The sequence below is a fragment of the Bacillota bacterium genome (genome assembly GCA_013177945.1).
GTDB lineage: Bacteria > Bacillota > DSM-12270 > Thermacetogeniales > Thermacetogeniaceae > Ch130.
In genome coordinates this window covers 223646-243667 of the sequence record JABLXW010000008.1, presented here as the reverse complement: position 1 = coordinate 243667, position 20022 = coordinate 223646, and the positions used below count along the sequence as shown (strand labels likewise).

Genomic DNA, 20022 nt, shown 5'->3' with positions numbered 1-20022 from the left:
CATTGAGCTTCAAGCAGGTAAACGGAGAAAAAGAAGTGGACCAGCGCCTTGCCGCGCTGATGACCAACGTGAATGCCGTGCGCGCCGTGGCCGCGGCGGTGGAAGGCACCCTTGGCCCCAAAGGCCTTGACACCATGCTGGTTGACCAGTTCGGCACGGTGACCATTACCAACGACGGGGTTACGATTCTGGAGGAAATGGAGGCAACACACCCTGCGGCAAAAATGGTCATCAATACGGCAAAGGCCCAGGAAGAGGAGATTGGGGATGGGACAACGACGGCCACCCTCTGGGCGGGAAGCCTGGTAAGCGAGGGTTTAAACCAGGTTTTGAAGGGGGTTCCTGTGGCGCGGGTGCTTGAAGGGATGCGGGTTGGAGTCAGGCGGGCGCTTGCCCTTTTTGAGGACCGGGCGCGGCCGGTCCAGGGCCTGGAGGACCCCCTGCTGTACCGGGTGGCGCTGGTTGCAGGCCGGGGATATGCCGACATTGCCAGGTTGATCGTCCAGGCGGCGCGCATGGTTGGGGAGGAGAAGCTGCGGGACCCCACCTTTAAATTGCGGGACAGTGTTTTCGCCGCCGAGGGCGTCGACAACCAGGTTTTCGAAGGGGTTCTGGTGAACCGGGGGCGCCTGAATAAGCAGATGCCTGTTGCTGTCAGTGCGCCCCGGGTTCTCATTCTCGACGATGCCCTCGCCCCGGAAGAACTGGAGGAGGGGGCACTGGCAACCGAGGCCGGCTTCAACCGGTATCTTGCCCTCCAGGAAGAATTCCACAACAACCTTTTGAAAATTATAGATTTAGGAGTAAAATTAGTTCTGGTAGACCGGCGCGTCAGCGACTACGCCGAGGAGGTTCTGACCGGGGCGGGCGTGATGGTGCTGGCGCGGGTCTCCACAAAGGAGTGGCGCCGCGTTGCAGAGCATACGGGAGCGTGGCCTCTCAAGCGCACCGGCCTGAAGAAAGCTCCTGAGGAACTGGAGCGGTATCTGGGCTCTGCCCGGTTCGCCCGGGAGGATGAGCGGCGGGAGCACGTGCGGATCGAAGGCGGAGCGGGTAAGCCTTACGCGACGGTGCTGGTGGGGGCGGCAACCGCCGAGGTCCTGGGTGAGAGGGAGAGAATCGCGCGGGATGCTGCCAGCGCGGTTCAGGCTGCCCTGAGGGGCGGGGTCGTGCCGGGCGGCGGCGCCCTCGAGCTGGCTGTTGCCCGCGCCCTTGAAGGGGTGAGGGCGGAACTGCGGGGCATGACCGCCTACGGGGTGGAATGCGTGATCGAAGCCCTGAAGCGCCCCTTTATCCAGATCGTCAGCAACGCGGGATTCAATGCCCTGGAGAAGCTGGGTGATGTGGTTGCGGCCCAGCAGGAACGGGAAACCGACTGCCTGGGGATTGACTGCGATACCGGTTCTGTGTGCAATCTCTGGGAGGCAGGAATTGTCGATCCCGCCCTGGTGAAAATCCACGCCTTGAAGGCCGCCGGGGAACTGGCAGAGGCCATCTTGCGGATCGACACCATCGTCAGGAAGAAAGAGGGGAAGAAGGCCCCGGATTCTGCACCTCAAGGGAGGGAAGAATTTTGAACCAGGAAAAAGAACAGGCCCGGGATCAGAGCGGCGGTCCGGAGGATCGTGCCTGCGAGCCATCCCGGCTCGAAGTAGAAGAACGCACTGAATCTTGCGATGCCGGGGAGGGTGAAGGGGAGGACCCGGCAGCCGGGCTTGCGCGGCAGCTTGAGGAGAAGCAGCAGGAACTGGAGGAAATGTGGCAGCGCTACCTCCGCCTTGCGGCGGATTTTGAGAATTTCCGGCGCCGTTCGCAGCAGGAAATTGAGGCAATCAGGCAGCGGGGAACGGAGGACCTCCTCCGGGAACTCCTCCCGGTGCTCGACAATTTCGAACGCGCCCTTGCTTCGGCGCGCGCTCTTTTTCCCGAAAATGTGGTTACGGGAATCGAGATGATTCACCGCCAGCTCTGGTCGGTGCTCGGCCAGGCAGGGCTCCAGCCTCTCGAAGCCAGGGGGCAGCCCTTCGACCCGGTCTACCACGAAGCCTTTGAACAGGAGGAGACTGATGAATGGCCTGACGGCACGGTGATTTCCGAGATCCAGAAGGGTTACCTCCTGCGCGGCAAAGTGCTGCGCCCGGCCCTGGTGAAAGTTGCTAAAAACACCTCCGTTCTAGAAGCTCAACCTGTGGGAGATGCTACCGAAAAGGAGGATGGTAAAGATGGGTAAAGTGATCGGAATTGATCTGGGAACAACCAACTCTTGTGTGGCAATTATGGAGGGAGGGCAGGCGGTAGTTATTCCCAATGCGGAAGGGAACCGCATCACTCCTTCTGTGGTAGCTTTTACGAAAACCGGGGAGCGTCTTGTTGGGGAGCTTGCCAAGAGGCAGGCGATCACCAACCCCGAGCGGACGATTCGCTCCATCAAAAGGAAAATGGGGAGCGACTACAGGGTTAAAATAGATGATAAAGAGTATACTCCTCAGGAAATTTCTGCGATGATTCTGCAGAAGTTGAAAGCCGATGCCGAGGCCTACCTGGGGGAACCGGTCAAGCAGGCGGTCATCACCGTCCCGGCTTACTTCACCGACAGCCAGCGCCAGGCGACCAAGGACGCGGGCCGGATTGCCGGCCTGGAGGTGCTCCGCATCATCAACGAGCCGACGGCCGCGGCCCTGGCCTACGGGCTGGATAAGGGCGAAGACCATACCATCCTCGTTTTCGACCTCGGGGGTGGGACCTTCGATGTCTCTATTCTCGAGCTCGGGGACGGCGTCTTTGAGGTTAAAGCCACCAGCGGCAACAACTACCTGGGGGGCGATGACTTTGACGAGCGGATCATGAACTACCTGATCGCCGAGTTCAAGAAAAATACCGGAATCGACCTCTCCAGGGACCGGATGGCGCTCCAGCGCTTGAAGGAGGCCGCGGAAAAGGCCAAGCACGAGCTTTCGAGCGTGACCCAGACGACCATCAGCCTTCCCTTCATCACCGCGACCCCGGAGGGGCCGCAGCACCTGGAGATGACCCTGACGCGGGCGAAGTTCGAAGAGCTGATTATGGATCTGGTTGAAAAGACCGTGGGCCCCACAAAGCAGGCGCTTTCTGATGCCGGTCTGGAGCCCAAGGACATCGACAAGGTGATCCTGGTGGGCGGTTCGACCCGCGTCCCCCTGGTGCAGGAGACCATCCGGAGGCTGATCGGCAAGGAGCCCCATAAGGGGATCAACCCGGATGAGGTTGTGGCGCTGGGGGCGGCCATCCAGGCGGGCGTCCTGGCCGGGGAGGTCAAGGATATCGTTCTGCTTGATGTGACGCCGCTCTCCCTGGGAATTGAAACCCTGGGCGGGGTGTTCACCAGGATCATCGAGCGGAACACCACGATTCCCACCTCCAAGAGCCAGATTTTCACAACGGCAGCAGACTTCCAGACGAGCGTCGATATTCACGTGCTCCAGGGCGAGCGGGCAATGGCCGCAGACAACAAGACCCTGGGCCGCTTCCAGCTGGTGGGAATCCCTCCGGCGCCGCGCGGGGTGCCCCAGATCGAGGTCAAGTTCGACATCGACGTGAACGGGATTGTGCACGTTTCGGCAAAGGACCTGGGGACCGGAAAGGAGCAGAAGATCACGATTACGGCCTCTACCAATTTGACCGAGGAGGAAATCCAGCGGATGGTGAAGGAGGCCGAGAAGTACGCCGAGGAGGATAAGCGGCGCAAGGCTGCAGCCGAGACCCGGAACCAGGCGGACAGCGTCATCTACCAGGCGGAGAAGACCCTGAAGGACCTCGGGGATAAAGTGAGCGCCGCAGAAAAGGACCGGGTCAATCAGGCCCGGGAAGAACTCCGCAGGGCGCTCGAAGGCCAGGACCTTGAAGAAATCAAGAGAAAGACCGAGGACCTGACCAAGGTGCTCTACGATGTAACATCGCGGGTCTACCAGCAGACAGGCGGTCAGCAGGCGGCGGCGGGAGCCGGAGGCGGGGAAGGTTCCGGCACGACGGTTGACGCCGATTACAGAGTGGTTGACGAAGACCAGTCCAGCACTCAGTAAGGCTCCAGGCACTCAGCAAAGGCAATGGTGCAGCCCTTTTGGACCTGGAGAACTGAGGACTGTAAAGTGAGCGCAAACAGCGGGAAACTCTAAACTGAGTGCTGGATGGACAGAGGGTGGGGTAAATGGCGAAAAGGGATTACTATGAGGTATTGGGCGTAAGCCGCGACGCTACGGAGGCGGAGATCAAAAAGGCCTACCGGCGCCTGGCCCGCCAGTACCACCCCGATATGAACCCCGACCGCAAGGAAGAGGCGGCGGAAAAATTCAAGGAGATCCATGAAGCCTACGAGGTTCTGAGCGACCCCGAAAAGAGGGCGCGCTACGACCGGTTCGGCCACGCCGGCGCCGAGTCCCCGGGTTTTGGGGCCGGGGGCGACTTCGGTTTTGGGGGCTTTGGAGACCTCTTCGACGTCCTGTTTGAAAATTTTGGCGGCCCCTTTGCCCGGGAGCGGCGCGGTCCCCAGCGGGGCGCCGACCTCCAGATGGAGATCGAGCTGAGCTTCGAAGAAGCGGCCTTTGGAGTGGAGCGGGAGGTGAAGATCAACCGCTGGGAGGACTGCGAGGAGTGCGGAGGCACGGGCGCTGCCGCCGGAACGAAGCCCGTGACCTGCCCGGCCTGCGGGGGGACGGGGCAGATCCGGGTGACGCAGGCCATTGCCTTCGGGCGCTTCCAGACCATCCGGACCTGCGACCGGTGCCACGGTGAAGGGCGCGTGATCGAGAAGCCGTGCGGCGCCTGCCAGGGCCGGGGGAAGGTCCGGCGGCCGCGGAAGGTGAAGATCAGGGTGCCCGCCGGCATCGATACCGGTTCGGTGCTCCGCCTTGCCGGGGAGGGGGACCTGGGAGCGCACGGCGGCCCGCCGGGGGACCTCTTTGTTTCGGTAAGGGTCCGTCCCCACAAGATCTTCCGCCGCGAGGGGGACAACGTCGTCTGCGAGATCCCCATTTCCTTCGTGCAGGCGGCCCTGGGAGACGAGATCGAGGTTCCCACTCTGGATGGAAAAACCACCCTTAAAATTCCCGAGGGGACCCAGCCGGGAGCGGTTTTCCACCTGCGGGGCAGGGGGATCCCCCACCTCAGGGGCTACGGGCGCGGGGACCAGGTTGTCAGGATCAATGTGGTGATCCCCACCAGGCTGACCGAGAAGCAGAAAGAACTCCTGCGCCAGTTTGAGGAAACAACCAGGGCCGAACAGTACCAGACGCGGGGCAAAGGTTTTTTTGAAAAAATGAAGGATGCCTTTATGGGATAGGAAGGAGCTAGTCAGGAGTGCACCGTTTTTTTCTCCCCAGCATCCCCCCCGGGCCGGAGGAGTTTCCTCTTGATTCCGGAGCGGCAAGAAAGATCTGCCGCGTGCTCAGGCTCGGCCCGGGGGATGAAATTTTTTTGTGGGACGAGAAGGGGAAGGAGTACCGGGCCCGGATCACAAAGGCGGCGGGCCGCCGCGTCTACGTAAAGGTTCTCGAAGAAAAGGAACCTGCCGGAGAGCCTCCCCTGCGGATTGCCCTCGTTCAGGGAATTCCGAAAGGGGATAAAATCGAATTCATCATCCAAAAAGCAACGGAGTTGGGGGTCTGGAGCATTCACCCCGTCGTTACGGAGCGCACTGTTGTTCAGATTCCTCCAGAGCGCAGGGCGGCCCGGTTGAAGCGCTGGCAGGCAATTGCCGCGGAGGCTGCCCGCCAGTGCGGGCGTGCATCTATCCCGGTGGTCGGTGAGATCGCCCCTTTTGAGGGGCTGCGGGAAGCTCTTGAACCCGGGGCGCGCAAGCTGATTTTCTGGGAGGGGGAGGGGTACGGATTGAAGGAGTACCTCCGGAGTACGGCGCCATCCTCTCCCGTTTATTTGTTTATAGGGCCGGAAGGCGGCTTCAGCCCCCGCGAAGTGGAGGCGGTGCTGGCAGGCGGGGGTGTTTCGGTGAGCCTGGGCCCGCGGGTTTTACGCACCGAAACCGCAGGGCTGATCGGTCTGAGTTTGATCCTCTACGAATGGGGGGACCTGGGCGGTGGGTAGAAAGAAGGCCGCTTTTTACACCCTCGGCTGCAAGGTGAACCAGCAGGAGACCGCCGCCTTGCAGGAGCTCTTCCGGCAGCACGGCTACGAAATCGTCCCCTTTGAGTCGCCTGCCGATGTTTACATAATTAACACCTGCACCGTAACCCACCTTGCAGACCGCAAGGCGCGCCAGATGATCCGCCGCGCCGGAGCGCGAGCAAGCCGCCCTGTTGTGGCAGTTGTGGGGTGCTACGCCCAGGTCGCCCCGGAGGAGGTGGCCTCCCTGCCCGGTGTTGATGTTGTGGTGGGGACCCAGGACCGGGGCCGGCTTGTGGAGCTGGTGGAGCAGGCCGCCCGGCAGAAGGAGGCGGGGGGCGCCCCCCGGATCGTTGCCGTCCGGCCCCTTGAAGCGCCCGGCTTCGAGGAGCTTCCCCTTCCCCGTACCGGGGTCCGCACCCGCGCCTTTTTAAAGATCCAGGACGGGTGCGACCAGTTCTGCTCCTACTGCATCGTCCCCCGGGCGCGGGGCGGCATCAGGAGCCTGAAGCCGGAACTCGTCCGGGAAAGGCTCGAACGCCTCCTGGAGGCGGGCTACCGGGAGGTGGTGCTGACCGGTGTTCACACCTCCGCCTACGGGAGGGACCTGCCCGGGGGGGTGACCCTGGCGGGGCTGCTGCGGGAGCTCGTCGGGCTGCCGGGGGAGTTCCGCCTCCGCCTGAGCTCCGTAGAGCCGGGTGAGGTTACGGAGGAGCTGCTGGAGGTCATGGCCGGATCGCCCCGGATCTGCCGCCACCTCCACATTCCCCTGCAGTCGGGGGATGACGAGATCCTCCGCCTGATGCGCCGCCCTTACACGGCGGCCCAGTACAGGGAGCTGTTTTACCGGACTCAGGCGAGAATTCCGGGGGTTGCCGTCACCACCGATGTGATCGCGGGCTTTCCGGGGGAGACCGACCGCCGCTTTGAAAACTCCTATCAATTTATCGCCTCACTTCCCTTCAGGGATCTCCACGTCTTCAAGTACTCCCCCCGCCCCGGAACGGCGGCGGCGGAAATGCCGGACCAGGTTCCCCCTGAGGTGAAGGATCTCCGGAGCAGAAGGCTCCGGAACCTGGCCGGGGAGCTGGCTGCGGCCTATGCAAGGCGCTTTCTGGGGAAGGTGCTCACCGTTCTGGCGGAGCGCCGGGCGCGCGGGAGGGCGGACTGCTGGGAGGGCCTCTCGGACAACTACCTGCGGGTGGTGTTTCCGGTTCCCCCGGGGGCGCGCAGTGTACGCGGCAGCTTTTTCCCCGTGCAGGTGCTTGGTGTGGAAGGGGGTGACACCTTACTGGGAGAGCCGGCTGTTGATGCCGGTCTTCGCTGAGGAGGTTCGAGCAGCAAAGAAGTCAACGGGCTTTTCCGGGTGAACTCGTGATTACGCGAAAGGAGTGAAAGTTTGGCGGATTGCATTTTCTGCAAGATTGCGGCAAAGGAAATCGGCGCCCAGGTTGTTTACGAAGATGACGACTTTCTGGCGTTCCGGGACATCCGCCCGGTGGCGCCGACCCATGTCCTCTTGATCCCTAAGAAGCATTTCGACTCCCTGCTGGATTTAAAGGCCGGAGATGCCCCCCTCGCGGGGAGGATGCTGGCCCTGGTGCCACAGCTGGCAGAGGAGCTGGGTCTCGCCCGGGAGGGGTTCCGGGTGGTGATCAACACCGGAACCCTGGGCGGCCAGACCGTGAACCACCTCCACTTCCACCTGCTCGGCGGGCGCGCCCTTGAATGGCCCCCCGGCTAAACCGCTGCTGTATCCTGGCGGCACCCTGGTTTTTGAGCACCCTTTCCCTGCAAGAAGAAGGGGGTTTCCCGGGGAGCCTGGATGTTGTAAGATCATGGCAGGTGAGTTGCGGGTGCGGGAACAGTTGATGGAAATCTACCACAGGCTTTATCGGCACTTCGGCCCCAGGCACTGGTGGCCCGCGGAGACCCCCTTTGAGGTAATCGTCGGGGCGATCCTGACCCAAAATGTCTCCTGGCGGAGCGCGGCTGCAGCCATCAAAAACCTTAAAGAGGCGGATCTTCTCTCCCTGCCCGGAATTCTCTCCTGCGGGGAGGCGGAGCTGGCGGCCCTGGTGCGGCCTGCGAGGTACCACTTTCAGAAGGCGAAGAAACTGCAGGCCTTCTGCCGGGTGGTGCAGGAGGAATACCGGGGCGACCTGGAGGCCTTTCTCTCCCAGGAGCTGGAACCCCTGCGCCGCCGCCTCCTCAGGATTTACGGGATCGGGCCGGAAACCGCAGATGCCATCATCCTTTACGCGGCCGGGAAGCCGATCTTCGTCATTGACGCCTACACCCACCGGATCTTCAACCGGCTCGGCTTTTTCCCGGAGAAGATTTCTTACCGGGAGATGCAGCGCTTCTTCATGGAGCACCTCCCGCCGGAGGTGCCCCTTTACAACGAGTACCACGCCCAGATCGACGCCCTGGGGCACCACCTCTGCCTCAAGCGGAGCCCCCGCTGCAGCCCCTGCCCCCTGAGCGATCTCTGCAGAAACCACAGGCAAAATTCCTCTGGATACCAGCGTCCTTTTTAAAAAAGATTATGTCGCGGAGCGGGGCTCCTTCCCGTTTTCAGGTTTTCAGGTGCCGGATTACCGCAGAATAAAGCTTGCCGGGCAGGGCCTCCCGGTTCTCCCGGTTCACTTCTATCAGGCGGACATCGGGGCGTCTTTTTATTCCATCGCAAAAGGGGTGGGGCTTTGCCAGGATTGTGGCCACAACTGGCAGCGGAGAGTCCAGGGCCGCCAGAACCGTCTCCCGGAAGCCGGGGGCGGAGAGCTCCATCTTCCCGATCTCGTCAATAAGCAGGCACTTTTGCCCGCCTTGGGCGAGGGCCTGTTTTATTTCCTCAAGGGCCTCCCCCAGATTTTCCGGCTTCACACCGTACCTTCCCACGCGCCGCCCGGAGGAAAAGTCCACGTGCGCCAGGGTCGCCCTTTTTCCGCCCAGGGTGACCACCTCAAAACCCAGGCGTTTTCCGCCGGCGCGGATTTCGGCGGTGTAAAAGCCGCCCGCCCTGTCTCCCAGCAGCTGTGCCAGCTTCACGAGCACCGTGGTTTTGCCCGAGCCCGGCAGGCCGGTGAGCAGGAAGTTTTTCTGTGCGGCCTGCATCATGCCGTTCCCCCCTCGAAATACTAGACGACCCCCGTCGCTCCTTTGTTGAAGCCATTAATGCAGGCTTAAAGAGAAAAAGTCGCTACCAGTCCCAATTCAAAGGGCTCTATGACGCTCTGAGCAATAACAAGGGAAAGATTAGCGAAGACGATATTAGAATTATCGGAGTGGTTGTTACAGGCGACACTGCTTCCATGAAGCTGTTGAAGGACGGGAATTATATTAAAGCATCAACTCTGGGAATAGTAATTGACAAATTTTAGCAGCGATGTAATGCAAAACAAGCAGAGCCCTGCAGCATCTTCCCGGCTGCCGGTCGGAGGCGGAAAAGCTGAAAGCGCCAGTTGTTACGGACTAAATGACTTTTGCGATCCTCCCGGCGCAAAACTTCTCCCGCAATTTCGGCTTTTCAATCTTGCCGGTCGGGTTGCGGGGCACCTTGTCGAAGAAAACCCGGCGCGGCCTTTTGTACCTGGGGAGGGCTTGACAGAAGTCCATCACCATTTCCTCCGTGAGTACTCTTCCGGGCTTTGCCTCGACAACGGCCACGGGGACCTCCCCGAGGCGCCTGTCGGGCATGCCGATGACGGCAGCATCTTTGATGTCGTCGTGGGCGCGCAGGAATTCTTCTATTTCCACCGGAAAGATATTCTCCCCACCCGTGATAATAATGTCTTTCTTCCGGTCCACCAGGTAAATAAAACCGTCCTCGTCCTCCCTTGCCATGTCGCCGGTGTAAAGCCAGCCGTTCTTCAGGACCTTGCTGGTGGCCTCCGGGTCGTTGTAGTAACCCTTCATTACCCCTGGCCCTCTGATAATCAACTCCCCGACCCTGCCCCTTGGAACAGGTCTGCCCTCGTCATCCACGATCCTGGCCTCCCAGTTGAAACCAGGCCGCCCTATAGCCCCAACTTTATGGATGTTCTCTATTCCCAGGTGCACGCAGCCGGGGCCTGTAGACTCGCTGAGGCCGTAGTTGGTGTCGTACATCTGGTGGGGGAAATACTTCTTCCACCTGATGATCAGGCTCGGAGGCACAGGCTGGGCCCCGATGTGCATCAACCGCCACTGCTCAAGCCGGTAGTCCTTCAGGTTGACTTCCCCGCTTTCAATGGCATCAAGGATATCCTGGGCCCAGGGGACGAGAAGCCAGACGATGGTTACCCTTTCCTCCGATACTGCCTCCAGAATCCAGCGGGGCTCCACACCGCGCAGCAGAACCGCCCTGGCGCCCACGATCAGGTTTCCAAACCAGTGCATTTTCGCCCCGGTATGGTAAAGAGGAGGAATGCACAGAAAATTATCCTCGTGCTGCTGGAGGTGGTGGCGGTTTTCGGTAATACACGCAGAAACAAGGTTTGCATGAGTCAGAAGGATAGGTTTGGGAGCGCCGGTAGTTCCAGATGTAAAATAAAGAGCTGCATCATCCTGATCGCATATTGCCACCTGGGGATCACCGTCGGGAGAATCCGCGATTACGTTAAAATAGTTTTCGGCTTTTTCAGGACATTGCTCTCCTACAAAAATAAAAGACTCAACGCTGCTTATCTGATCCCTGATTTCTTCAATTCTCTGAGTGAACTCAGGGCCGTAAATAAGCACTTTTGCGCCTACGGTCTCGACGCACCTCCTGGTTTCTTCGGCAGTAAAACGGAAGTTCAGCGGGACGGCCAGAGCTCCAGTTTTCAGGATCCCAAAGTAAACAGGCAGCCATTCCAGGCAGTTTGTCATGATCAGGGCAACCCTGTCGCCCCGGGTGATGCCTCGTGCCAGCAAAGCGTTGGCAAGCCTGTTGGACGTTTTTTCAAATTCCAGCCACGTTATCTCTCTCCGCCTGTTAAGGGCAGGCTCGCGTTCTATTAAACTGACTTTGTCGGGATACATTCTCGCATTGCGGGAAAGCATTTCTGTAACCGGCATAAAGGGTCGCGCACTCCTTCCATGCTGCGTGAGTCAAAGAATTATAATTTATTTTTCTTATGCAAAAAAAATAAGAGCTACCGTCCTTCCATACTACCGTCTACCACCCTTCCTGGTATCTGTTGAGTTGTTTTGAATTTGAAGATGCAAATCTTTTAGTCAAAGGCCGGGCATTCAGGCATCACTTCTATACCCGGACCGTTTGACAGTATATTCGCCGCAGATCAATAATTTCCTGCCGGTGGCTCCCTCTCCTCCCTGCACCGCCTTTTTCACTTCACCTGCGATGTTGATGCACTCGCGGCATATAGCCTTTTTTGTCTTGCCGTGTTCCCAGAGCTGCCCTTCCAGGCAAGCCGGTATCGCCTGCCTGATCTGCAGCCGGGCCTGGCGAACTGGCCTTCCGGCGGGCCTTCCTGACGATCACGAAGGGGGTTTGCTGGTCGGCGTTGCCGGCGGGATTTTTTCGAAAGATCTTGATCAGGAGGGGCCGGTCGGCGCCGGGAGTAGCTGCCAGGAGCTTTGACTTCCCCAGGTCGTTGGCGTCAATAATTGCCGCCTCCACACCGAACCGGCGCCTGATCTCGGCGACGACCTTTTCAGAGCCGCGGGGGCCGAGAACAATGTGCTTGTCGAAGGGGGGCATCGTCCCCGTGATGTCATCGATCAACGAGGCCTGCTCCCCGGCCAGGCGGTAAAAGTCCCCCCGGCGGCCCAGCAAAAGGCGGGTCAGGGCGGCAATGCAGAAAGCCGCAAGAGTGCGCAGGGTGCCTTCTTCCCGCATGATCACCTGCATGGCGTAGGGGGAGGAGAGGCTCCCGTCCTGGTGGATGAAGCGCGCCAGCACCCGCGCCCAGAGCCCGGGTTTCACGTGGTCTGGGCGGATGATCCGCCCCTGGGTGATCGCAACAACACTTTCGGCCACGACCAGGGTGTCACCCGGTTTGAGAAAGGGCGCCGCATATCTGGCGATCACCTCCAGCAGGTCATCATCAGGGGTGATAATCTTCGTATTTACGGGAATCACCTCAACGGGCACGGGCCTCCCACCTTCTCCCCTGCTTTCTCCCCGGTGAGATCGAACTGGATTTCGGCCAGGCGCAGCTGCATTCCGTTTCTTCCCACGGTCTGGTAGTAGATCAGCATCGTCAGGCGGGGAACATCCCTGACCAGGGAGCTTAAGTCTATCCGGGCGCGGATCTTGACCTCCAGTTCGGTGAGGTGGGTGGTGTTTTTTTTAATAATTACTGCTTCCCAGTATCCGTTCTGGCGCAGGGGCTCCCGGCAGAGCCTGAGGCGCGGCACGATCTCCAGCTTTTCCATCACCTTCCCGCAGTACATGGGCTGGCAGAAAACGTTGACCACCATCCCGTGCTGCCTCCCCCGGTTGGTGAGGGGAATCAGGCAGCGGCAGTAAATTTCCCGGTTAAAGGGTTCGTGTTTCACCTGAAAGGCGTGGGCATCTTTTACCTCAAAAACGATGTCGCTGTCTCCCTGGTGCCAGAAATAAATTGCCAGGGCGGCAGTCAGGCTGCCGGCAAAGGTAAAAAGTGCAAGGAGGAGCAAAATTTTTACCTCCACCCTTCGCAAATCTTTTTTAAATATGTATATGCGGGCCGGACTTGAAACCTGAAACCGGCTGGCGCCTCCCGGGGCTCCGGCGCGATCCGCGCCGCACCGATCGCTCCTCTTCTCCATATAATATAGAGCGTAAAAACAGGTGGGGAGGGGAGCATGTGTTACCAGTTCCGGGTAAATTTACCTTAGTGGCAGGCCACGGCGAGGGAGACACTCCTCTAAATGCCTTTGACGCCGCCCTTTTAGACGCTGGAGTGGGGAATTTGAATCTTTTGAGAGTGAGCAGCATTCTGCCGCCGGGTGCCGTCTATCACGCTCAGCTTGTGATTCCGCCTGGCGCCCTCGTGCCGGCGGCGTACGGGTACCTGACCTCCGGCGAACCCGGGAGGGTGATTGCAGCCGCAATTGGGGTTGGGTTCAGCCCGGACACTTACGGCGTGATCATGGAGTTTGAGGGCTTTTGCACAAAGGAGGAGGCGGAGGCCCGGGTAACGGCGATGGTGGAGGAGGGTTTTAAAAAACGCAGCCTCCCCCTGCGGGAGGTGCTCGTCCGGGCGGTTGAGCACCGGGTGGAGCGGAACGGGGGCGTGCTTGCTGCCGCTGTGTTCTGGTACTAGGTGCTTCAGAATTTCCCTTTTTTCCTTTGGTTGACGCTTTCCTTCAGGCTAGTGTATAATGGAAATGCAGTTTAAGTGGATTTTCAGGGCCGGGCACGGGATCGCTCTCATTCGAGGCAGAGGTCGCGGCGCCGAACTTAGAAGAGGGGGAGGGAGACGGGTATGGCTGAGGTAAGGGTCGGAAAAAACGAATCTCTGGATAGTGCCCTCCGGCGCTTTAAGCGTTCCTGCCAGAAGGCAGGGATTCTTCTTGAGGCAAGAAAGCGGGAGCATTATTTAAAGCCTAGCGTGAGAAGAAAAAAGAAATCCGAGGCGGCACGCAAGCGGCGCTGGTCATAAGGAGTGATTTTTCTGTCACTGCAGGAACGGCTTTTCGAAGATATGAAAAAAGCTTTGAAGGCCCGGGAGGCAGGCAGAAAACAGCTCTCCGTGATCCGCATGGCGAGGGCTGCCCTCAAGAACCACTCTATTGCACTCGGGCGGGAGCTTACCGACGACGACGTTATTGAAGTGCTGGCAAAAGAGGTAAAACAGCGGCGGGAGGCCATCATGGAGTACACCCGGGTCAACCGGCCGGATGTTGTGGCAGAACTGGAAGAGGAAATTGCGATTCTTGAAGTGTATCTTCCCCAGCAGTTAAGCAGGGAGGAGATCACACGGCTGGCGCGCGAGGCGATCACTGCTACGGGAGCAAGGGAGGTGCGAAGTCTGGGGCGGGTGATGTCCGTCCTCATGCCCAAAATGAAAGGCCGCGCCGACGGAAAAGTGGTGCAGGAGATTGTCCGGAAGCTCCTTTCAGGCGAGGATTGAAAATAAAAAGGCAACATGGAAAAAGCCGGCAGGCTGCCCTACTCGATATGGCCCCGGCGCTCCTGCCGGAAAAAGCTGCTCCTGCTTTGGTTCTCGCGTTTCCGGCCCCGCCTCCTCCGGACGGAGAGCTTTGTGCCGGTTGGGGCAGGGTCTCAACCGCCGCCGGCTTGCATAGAATGGGAAAGAAGGGTGGGATTTTTTTGCCAAGGGAGAGCAAGAAGAGGTTTGAACAGGCGCTTGCCCACTTCCTGGAACTCCCCAGGGAGCTGGTCATGGACCTTCCCCGCGTTACCCTCCTGGGGGACATGCAGGTGATCGTCGAAAACCACCGGGGCATTATTGAATATACCAGGGAAAGGGTCCGGATCAGCACGAGTCTGGGGGAACTGGTGATCAGCGGGGCAGGCCTTGCCCTGAGAACGATTTTCCCGGATGAAATTGCGGTGGACGGCAAGATCCAGGGGGTGCTCCTCGGCAGTTAAGGGTTCCGGGAAAAGCGGTGCGAAGGCTTTTTAAGAGGAGAAAGGAGGCAGGCATCCTTCCGGTGCGGGATCTTTGGGCCTATCTGCTGGGATACCTTGTTTTAACCGTTCAGGGGGAGCACCCGGAGCGCTTCATCAATCTGGCCTTAACGCGGGGGGTTTTCCTCTGGGATATCGCCTGGATCGACGGGCAGCTCCTTCTGGTCAGGGTTTATGCGGCCTCCTTCAGGGGGTTGCGCCACATTGCCAGGCGGGCGCGCTGCCGCGTCCGGATCCGGGCGAAGCGGGGCCTTCCCTTCCTCATCCACCGCCTGCGGCGCCGGAAGATGCTGGCGGGAGGGGCCCTTGTTTTCTGTCTGCTCCTCTACCTTTTTTCCTCCTTTATCTGGACCGTTGAAGTGGCGGGAACGAGGCGGATACCGCCTGCCGCGGTCCTGCGGGCCGCCGCCCGCGCCGGTTTGCATCCGGGCGTCTTCCGGTTCCGGGTGGAGCCGAACGGGGTTGCCGACTTCCTGATGCAGGAGCTTCCCGGGGTCGCCTTTGCGGAGGTTCACATAAAGGGGACGCGGGCGCGGATCAGAATTACAGAGAAAGCACTCGCCGAAAGAGACAGGGGCCCCTCTCATGTTGTGGCGAAAAAAGACGGGTTGATTAAAGAGCTTCTGGTTCTTGCAGGGTCGCCCCGCGTTCAGGAGGGGGATGTCGTCCGGAGGGGGCAGATCCTTATTTCCGGGGTCGTTGCCGCTCCCTTCCCAGCCCCGGAGGGTGCCGGGTCGCCTCCTGCCCCTTCTCTCCCCCGCTACGTGAGGGCGCAGGGGATCGTCCGGGCGCGCGTTTGGTACAGAGGGTACGGGGAGGCCCCCCGCACGGAGGTGCTTGAGCGAATAACGGGGAGGGCAGTACGGATCGTCTGCATCAGGATGGAACAAAAGGAAATAATTATAAAAGGCCCCCGCCGCATTCCCTATGCACTCTACCGTGCAAGGGTCCACCGGAGGAAATTTCCCCGGTGGAGGAGTATCACTTTGCCTGTCGAATTTGTTACAATAGAAGTAAAAGAAATCAGGCGTGTGCGCGTCACCCGGAGTTACGAGGAAGCCCTCCGCCTTGCGGCCCGGCGCGCCCGGGAGCGCCTCGCAGAACTTGTTCCTGCGGGAGTGCCGGTTGTGAAGCGCCAGGTGAAGGTGCTTCAGGGCGGAGATCAGGGCCCTGTCCGGGTTGTCATCACAGCGGAAGCAGTTGAGGACATCGGGAGAGAAAGGCCGTTTCAGGCGCCGCGGAACCTGGGGGAGCCGCGGGTTCCGGAGAACCCGGGCGGAAGGGATAACCCGGCAATCGACTAAAGACAGGGGGTAGACAGAAAGTTTGGTAGGTTGCGCAGAAGCGAGGCTCAGCGTAAAGAACAACGGAGACGCGGCTAACCTTTTCGGTCACCTTGATGAAAACCTGAGGTTTATTGAAGAAAAAAGTGCGACCCAGATCATCGCCCGAAGCGGTGAAATCATCGTCCGGGGTGAAGAGGAGGCAGTGAGCCGGGCGGTTGCTCTGCTGAAGCAGTTGATTGCCTGGACGGAGCAGGGGAACCCGATCACGATTTCCGACATCAACTACGCGTGGCGCCTCGTTCAAGAGAGTTCGCGGGATAAGCTGGTTGACATCCGGGCGGAGGTGATTTTGACAAATGCGCGCGGCAAGCCGATCCGCCCGAAAACGGCCGGCCAGGCCCGGTATATTCAGGCGATCAAGGACCACGATCTGGTCTTTGCAATCGGCCCCGCCGGCACCGGAAAAACCTATCTGGCCGTCGTCATGGCAGTGCGCGCCCTGAGAAACAGGGAGACCAGCCGGATTGTCCTGGTCCGGCCCGCGGTGGAGGCGGGGGAGAAGCTGGGATTTCTCCCTGGCGACATCCAGGAAAAGGTTGATCCCTACCTGCGGCCGCTTTATGACGGTCTTTACAATGTGCTGGGAGCGGAGACCGCCCAGCGCTACATGGAGCGCGGCATCATCGAGGTGGCCCCCCTCGCCTACATGCGGGGGCGCACGCTCGATGACTCCTTTGTGATTCTCGACGAGGCGCAGAACACCACCCCGGAGCAGATGAAGATGTTTTTAACCCGCCTGGGCTTTGGTTCCAAGGCCGTGGTAACCGGGGATGTAACCCAGATTGACCTTCCCAAGGGGCAGTCCTCCGGCCTTGTCGAGGTTCAGAAGGTATTAAAGGATGTGGAAGGAGTTTCCTTCCAGTATCTTACGGGGGAGGACGTCATCCGCCACCCCCTCGTCCAGAAAATCGTTGAAGCCTACGAGCTTTTTGAGGCAAAAGACAGGTAATGCGGTTTGCTGGTTTCTTTTAGGAGTGACATTTCATGCTCACCTGGCAGAAAGGGAGCCGCTGGCTCCGGGATGCTTTGAGTAAAGCAATCCGCCACCCGAACTTTCAGAAGGCGGGCTGGGGTCTTTTCTTTTTTCTGGTTGCCGTGCTCGTCCTGGTTTCGAGTTTTCTTTCCGGGGGCTTTTCCCTGAAAGAGGGGCAGATCAGCCCGGCCGACATCTCCTCCCCGCGCAACATCGTATACGTTGATGAAGCGGAGACGGAGCGCCTCCGGGAGGAGGCGGCCCGCCGGGTGGAAAAGGTCTACCGGGAGGATAAGCAGGTTGCGGCTCTGCTTGATGAAAAGATCAGGGGGATTTACGCCAGGATAAGGGAACTGCGGGGGGCTGATCTTTCTGCTGAGGAGCGGGCGGCCCGGCTGCGGGACTTCCTCGGGCAGGCAACCGGCGCCCCGGCGGAGAAAGTGAAGTCTCTCCCGGGCGGGGCGCTGGAGGCGCTCTTTCAGAGAAGCGAGGAGGAGCTGGCGGGTCTTGAGGCGCGGACCAGAAATTTCCTCCAGGAGGAGCTGAAGTACCGCCTCACCGAGGAGTCTCTTCCCGAGGCGCGGGAAAGGCTTGCCGAAAAGGTTGCTCTCTCTGAACTGAATAAGCCCTGGCAGCCTGTGGTCAGCTTCATCCTCACGGAAACGATCCGGCCCAATCTCATCCTCGACCGGGAGGCCTACGCCAGGCGGGTTGCAGAGGCCAGGAATCAGGTGCCTCCGGTTCAGCGCACCATCCAGGCGGGGCAGATCATCGTCAGGAAGGGGGACCCTGTTGATGCCGGGGATCTCGCGGTGCTTCGTCAGCTGGGGCTTTTGAGAACGCGGGCGATCTGGCCTGCGCTGCTCGGGGCCAGCCTCTTCGTCCTTTTGCTGGGAGGGCTGATCTTCTTTTACCTTTACCAGTTCCGGCGGGACTTCCTGAGCCACGACCAGCACCTCCTTCTCTACGGGCTCCTCTTCACCCTGACCCTTCTGGTTGCGAAGGGGATTACCGTTTTAAAGATCAGCAACCAGCCGGAAATTGCGAACCTGGTCGGCTACCTCGTCCCCCTTGCCGGGGGGGCAATGCTGATCACCGTGCTCCTTGACGCGGGGCTGGCGGTTTTTTCCGCCTTTTTGGCCAGCATCCTGGTGGGAATCATGATGGGCGGGCAGCTCTCCTTCGTGATTGCGGGGCTGGTGGGCAGCCTGGCAGGAATTTACAGCATCTCCTCCCTGAGCGACCGGTCGGGCCTGATCCGGGGGGGAATCTACGTCTCCCTTGCAAATGCTGCAGTCATCCTGGTCCTGGGCCTGCTTGACGAGGTCGGGGCAAGCACCCTGGCTGCGGGTGTCGGGATGGGAATCCTGAACGGTTTCCTTTCTTCGGTGATGACCCTGGGGTGCCTCCCCTACCTGGAGACTGCCTTCGGAATTACCAGTTCGGTCCGGCTCCTGGAGCTGGCCAATCCCAACCAGCCCCTTTTGAAGCGGCTGCTGATGGAAGCTCCCGGCACGTACCACCACAGCATCCTTGTCGGCAACCTGGCGGAGGCAGCAGCACAGGCGGTCCACGCCGATCCCCTCCTGGTGCGCGTGGGGTCCTACTACCACGACATCGGGAAACTGAAGCGCCCCTACTTCTTTATCGAAAACCAGGTCACGAAGGAAAACCCGCATGAAAAGATCGCCCCGAGCCTGAGCACACTAATCATAACCTCCCACGTTAAGGACGGCCTGGAGCTGGCCCGGGAGCACAAGCTCCCCCGCGATGTGATGGCAATCATCGAGCAGCACCACGGCACGAGCCTGGTTGCCTACTTTTACCAGCGCGCCCTGGAAAGCGACCGGCCGGAGCTGGTAGCGGAAGCCGACTTTCGCTACGATGCCGTCAAACCCCAGAGCAAAGAGGCCGCCCTGGTGATGCTGGCCGACAGCGTAGAGGCGGCGATCCGGGCGCTTCAGAAGCCCACCCCGGGGCGGCTGGAGGGTTTGACCAGAAGGATCATCAAGGAAAAGCTGCACGACGGCCAGCTGGATGAGTGCGACCTGACTTTCAAGGACCTGAACAGGATTGCCGCCGCCTTTGTCCGGGTGCTGACGGGAATCTTCCACTCCCGCATTGAGTACCCCGAAACGGTGATCAGCGAGCTCGAAAGGAGAAGGTCGAGGGGTGCAGTTGTTAATCAGTAACGAGCAAAACCAGGTCCCGGTCGGCGACGAAGTGCTGGGACTGATCCGGAGGGCCCTTGAGGAGGTCCTCAGAGAGGAGGAGTTTTTTCTGGAGACCGAGGTCAGCATCCTCCTCGTCGATGACACCGGAATGGCTGCCTTGAACAGGAAGTACCGCGGTCTTGACGAAACGACGGATGTGCTGGCTTTTCCGATGCTGGAGGAGGCTCTGGAAGAGCCTGTTGTTCCCGACCCGGGGGAGGAGGTCCTGCTGGGGGACATCGTGATTTCCGTCCCCCGCGCCCTTGAGCAGGCCGGGGCGTGCGGAAACTCCTTCTCCCGGGAGATGGTCTTTCTGGCGGTTCACGGGATGCTGCACCTGCTGGGGTACGACCACGAGTCTCCGGAGGAAGCCGCCGAGATGCGGGCGCGGGAGAAGAAGGTGCTTGCCCGCCTCGGCTTTGAGGTGGATGGGGAATGAGCAAAAGGACCTTAGCGGAAAGCTTCCGGGATGCCGGGGCGGGAATGGGCTACTGCCTGGCGACGCAGCGGAACATGAGGATTCACCTTGCGGCTGCCTGCATCGCCTTGTTTGCCGCCTGGGCGCTGAAGCTGGACCGGCTGGAAACTGCGCTGGTGGTTTTTGCCATCAGCCTCGTCCTGGTTGCCGAAATGTTCAACACCGCCCTGGAAAAGACCGTTGATCTCTTTGTTGCCACCTACCACCCGCTGGCGCGAACCGCCAAGCACATCGCGGCCGGGGCGGTGCTGGTAGCCGCGCTTAATGCCCTCCTTACGGGGTTTCTGGTTTTTCTCCCCCACCTCCGCCCCCTCTTTCGCTGACCTGCCGCCTTGCGGAGAAGCCGATCCGGC

At 60.2% G+C, this 20022-nt stretch carries 22 protein-coding genes; 18 read left to right on the top strand and 4 right to left on the bottom strand.

Features of this window, described 5'->3' with window-relative positions; translation table 11 throughout:
* The first annotated feature begins 59 nt into the window (after positions 1-59).
* The 8 genes from HPY58_06155 to HPY58_06120 all read left to right on the top strand — a co-directional run bounded on the left by HPY58_06155 (position 60) and on the right by HPY58_06120 (position 8633).
* Positions 60-1577 (top strand): chaperonin, encoded by a 1518-nt coding sequence (locus HPY58_06155; GenBank protein ID NPV29238.1) that lies wholly within the window; start codon positions 60-62, stop codon positions 1575-1577.
* Positions 1574-2230 carry a nucleotide exchange factor GrpE gene (gene grpE, locus HPY58_06150; protein ID NPV29237.1) on the top strand — a complete coding sequence of 219 codons (657 nt, stop codon included), beginning with the start codon at positions 1574-1576 and terminating at the stop codon, positions 2228-2230. The genes HPY58_06155 and grpE overlap by 4 nt, the downstream gene beginning before the upstream one ends.
* Positions 2223-4058, top strand: a complete 1836-nt coding sequence (dnaK, locus tag HPY58_06145; protein NPV29236.1) for a molecular chaperone DnaK — start codon at positions 2223-2225, stop codon at positions 4056-4058. The genes grpE and dnaK overlap by 8 nt, the downstream gene beginning before the upstream one ends.
* Positions 4059-4183: 125 nt before the next feature.
* Positions 4184-5314: a molecular chaperone DnaJ gene (dnaJ, locus tag HPY58_06140; protein ID NPV29235.1), complete on the top strand. Its 1131-nt coding sequence runs from the start codon at positions 4184-4186 to the stop codon at positions 5312-5314.
* Between the two features lie 17 nt (positions 5315-5331).
* Positions 5332-6075: a 16S rRNA (uracil(1498)-N(3))-methyltransferase gene (locus HPY58_06135; GenBank protein ID NPV29234.1), complete on the top strand. Its 744-nt coding sequence runs from the start codon at positions 5332-5334 to the stop codon at positions 6073-6075.
* Positions 6068-7420, top strand: coding sequence for a tRNA (N(6)-L-threonylcarbamoyladenosine(37)-C(2))-methylthiotransferase MtaB (mtaB, locus tag HPY58_06130; protein NPV29233.1), 1353 nt, complete (start codon positions 6068-6070; stop codon positions 7418-7420). The genes HPY58_06135 and mtaB overlap by 8 nt, the downstream gene beginning before the upstream one ends.
* Before the next feature lie 72 nt (positions 7421-7492).
* Positions 7493-7837: a histidine triad nucleotide-binding protein gene (locus tag HPY58_06125; protein NPV29232.1), complete on the top strand. Its 345-nt coding sequence runs from the start codon at positions 7493-7495 to the stop codon at positions 7835-7837.
* A 94-nt stretch (positions 7838-7931) separates the two neighbouring features.
* Entirely contained in the window at positions 7932-8633 is a 702-nt protein-coding gene (locus HPY58_06120; protein NPV29231.1) for an endonuclease III domain-containing protein, read from the top strand.
* Positions 8634-8670: 37 nt separating this feature from the next.
* Here HPY58_06120 and HPY58_06115 read toward each other — a convergent pair whose 3' ends face one another.
* Complete coding sequence (locus HPY58_06115; protein NPV29230.1) at positions 8671-9210, bottom strand: NTPase; 540 nt, start codon at positions 9208-9210, stop codon at positions 8671-8673.
* On the opposite strand from HPY58_06115, the gene HPY58_06110 reads away from it, so the two are divergent.
* Positions 9198-9476 (top strand): hypothetical protein, encoded by a 279-nt coding sequence (locus tag HPY58_06110; protein NPV29229.1) that lies wholly within the window; start codon positions 9198-9200, stop codon positions 9474-9476. The two genes, HPY58_06115 and HPY58_06110, sit on opposite strands and share 13 nt — an antisense overlap.
* Positions 9477-9567: 91 nt before the next feature.
* Here HPY58_06110 and HPY58_06105 read toward each other — a convergent pair whose 3' ends face one another.
* From HPY58_06105 to HPY58_06095, 3 genes are all read right to left on the bottom strand, one after another.
* Positions 9568-11133: an AMP-binding protein gene (locus HPY58_06105; GenBank protein NPV29228.1), complete on the bottom strand. Its 1566-nt coding sequence runs from the start codon at positions 11131-11133 to the stop codon at positions 9568-9570.
* A 277-nt stretch (positions 11134-11410) separates the two neighbouring features.
* Positions 11411-12172, bottom strand: a complete 762-nt coding sequence (locus HPY58_06100) for a F420-0:Gamma-glutamyl ligase (GenBank protein NPV29227.1) — start codon at positions 12170-12172, stop codon at positions 11411-11413.
* Entirely contained in the window at positions 12157-12714 is a 558-nt protein-coding gene (locus tag HPY58_06095; GenBank protein ID NPV29226.1) for a hypothetical protein, read from the bottom strand. Before HPY58_06095 ends, HPY58_06100 begins: the two co-directional genes overlap by 16 nt.
* A gap of 155 nt (positions 12715-12869) precedes the next feature.
* On the opposite strand from HPY58_06095, the gene HPY58_06090 reads away from it, so the two are divergent.
* The 9 genes from HPY58_06090 (at position 12870) to HPY58_06050 (ending at position 19992) form a co-directional block, all read left to right on the top strand.
* Positions 12870-13328 (top strand): arginine decarboxylase, pyruvoyl-dependent, encoded by a 459-nt coding sequence (locus HPY58_06090; protein ID NPV29225.1) that lies wholly within the window; start codon positions 12870-12872, stop codon positions 13326-13328.
* 162 nt (positions 13329-13490) lie between these two features.
* On the top strand, positions 13491-13667 hold the full coding sequence (locus HPY58_06085) for a 30S ribosomal protein S21 (protein ID NPV29224.1): 177 nt from the start codon (positions 13491-13493) through the stop codon (positions 13665-13667).
* A gap of 12 nt (positions 13668-13679) precedes the next feature.
* The gene (locus tag HPY58_06080; protein NPV29223.1) at positions 13680-14138 is read left to right on the top strand and encodes a GatB/YqeY domain-containing protein; all 459 of its coding nucleotides are present in this window, start codon (positions 13680-13682) and stop codon (positions 14136-14138) included.
* Positions 14139-14338: 200 nt separating this feature from the next.
* Positions 14339-14620: a sporulation protein YqfC gene (gene yqfC, locus HPY58_06075; protein NPV29222.1), complete on the top strand. Its 282-nt coding sequence runs from the start codon at positions 14339-14341 to the stop codon at positions 14618-14620.
* Positions 14621-14682: 62 nt separating this feature from the next.
* Positions 14683-15963, top strand: coding sequence for a sporulation protein YqfD (gene yqfD / locus HPY58_06070; protein ID NPV29221.1), 1281 nt, complete (start codon positions 14683-14685; stop codon positions 15961-15963).
* Positions 15964-15985: 22 nt separating this feature from the next.
* The gene (locus HPY58_06065) at positions 15986-16954 is read left to right on the top strand and encodes a PhoH family protein (protein ID NPV29220.1); all 969 of its coding nucleotides are present in this window, start codon (positions 15986-15988) and stop codon (positions 16952-16954) included.
* Between the two features lie 35 nt (positions 16955-16989).
* Complete coding sequence (locus HPY58_06060; protein NPV29219.1) at positions 16990-19170, top strand: HDIG domain-containing protein; 2181 nt, start codon at positions 16990-16992, stop codon at positions 19168-19170.
* Positions 19151-19630, top strand: coding sequence for an rRNA maturation RNase YbeY (gene ybeY, locus HPY58_06055; protein NPV29218.1), 480 nt, complete (start codon positions 19151-19153; stop codon positions 19628-19630). The genes HPY58_06060 and ybeY overlap by 20 nt, the downstream gene beginning before the upstream one ends.
* On the top strand, positions 19627-19992 hold the full coding sequence (locus HPY58_06050) for a diacylglycerol kinase family protein (GenBank protein NPV29217.1): 366 nt from the start codon (positions 19627-19629) through the stop codon (positions 19990-19992). Before ybeY ends, HPY58_06050 begins: the two co-directional genes overlap by 4 nt.
* Positions 19993-20022: the final 30 nt, after the last annotated feature.

Coding starts and splice junctions, on each gene's coding strand:
- dnaJ (NPV29235.1), top strand. CDS start 4,184: ATGGCGAAAAGGGATTACTATGAGGTATTGGGCGTAAGCCGCGACGCT.
- HPY58_06120 (NPV29231.1), top strand. CDS start 7,932: ATGGCAGGTGAGTTGCGGGTGCGGGAACAGTTGATGGAAATCTACCAC.
- HPY58_06105 (NPV29228.1), bottom strand. CDS start 11,133: ATGCCGGTTACAGAAATGCTTTCCCGCAATGCGAGAATGTATCCCGAC.
- HPY58_06085 (NPV29224.1), top strand. CDS start 13,491: ATGGCTGAGGTAAGGGTCGGAAAAAACGAATCTCTGGATAGTGCCCTC.
- HPY58_06155 (NPV29238.1), top strand. CDS start 60: ATGACCAACGTGAATGCCGTGCGCGCCGTGGCCGCGGCGGTGGAAGGC.
- HPY58_06050 (NPV29217.1), top strand. CDS start 19,627: ATGAGCAAAAGGACCTTAGCGGAAAGCTTCCGGGATGCCGGGGCGGGA.
- HPY58_06115 (NPV29230.1), bottom strand. CDS start 9,210: ATGCAGGCCGCACAGAAAAACTTCCTGCTCACCGGCCTGCCGGGCTCG.
- HPY58_06060 (NPV29219.1), top strand. CDS start 16,990: ATGCTCACCTGGCAGAAAGGGAGCCGCTGGCTCCGGGATGCTTTGAGT.
- dnaK (NPV29236.1), top strand. CDS start 2,223: ATGGGTAAAGTGATCGGAATTGATCTGGGAACAACCAACTCTTGTGTG.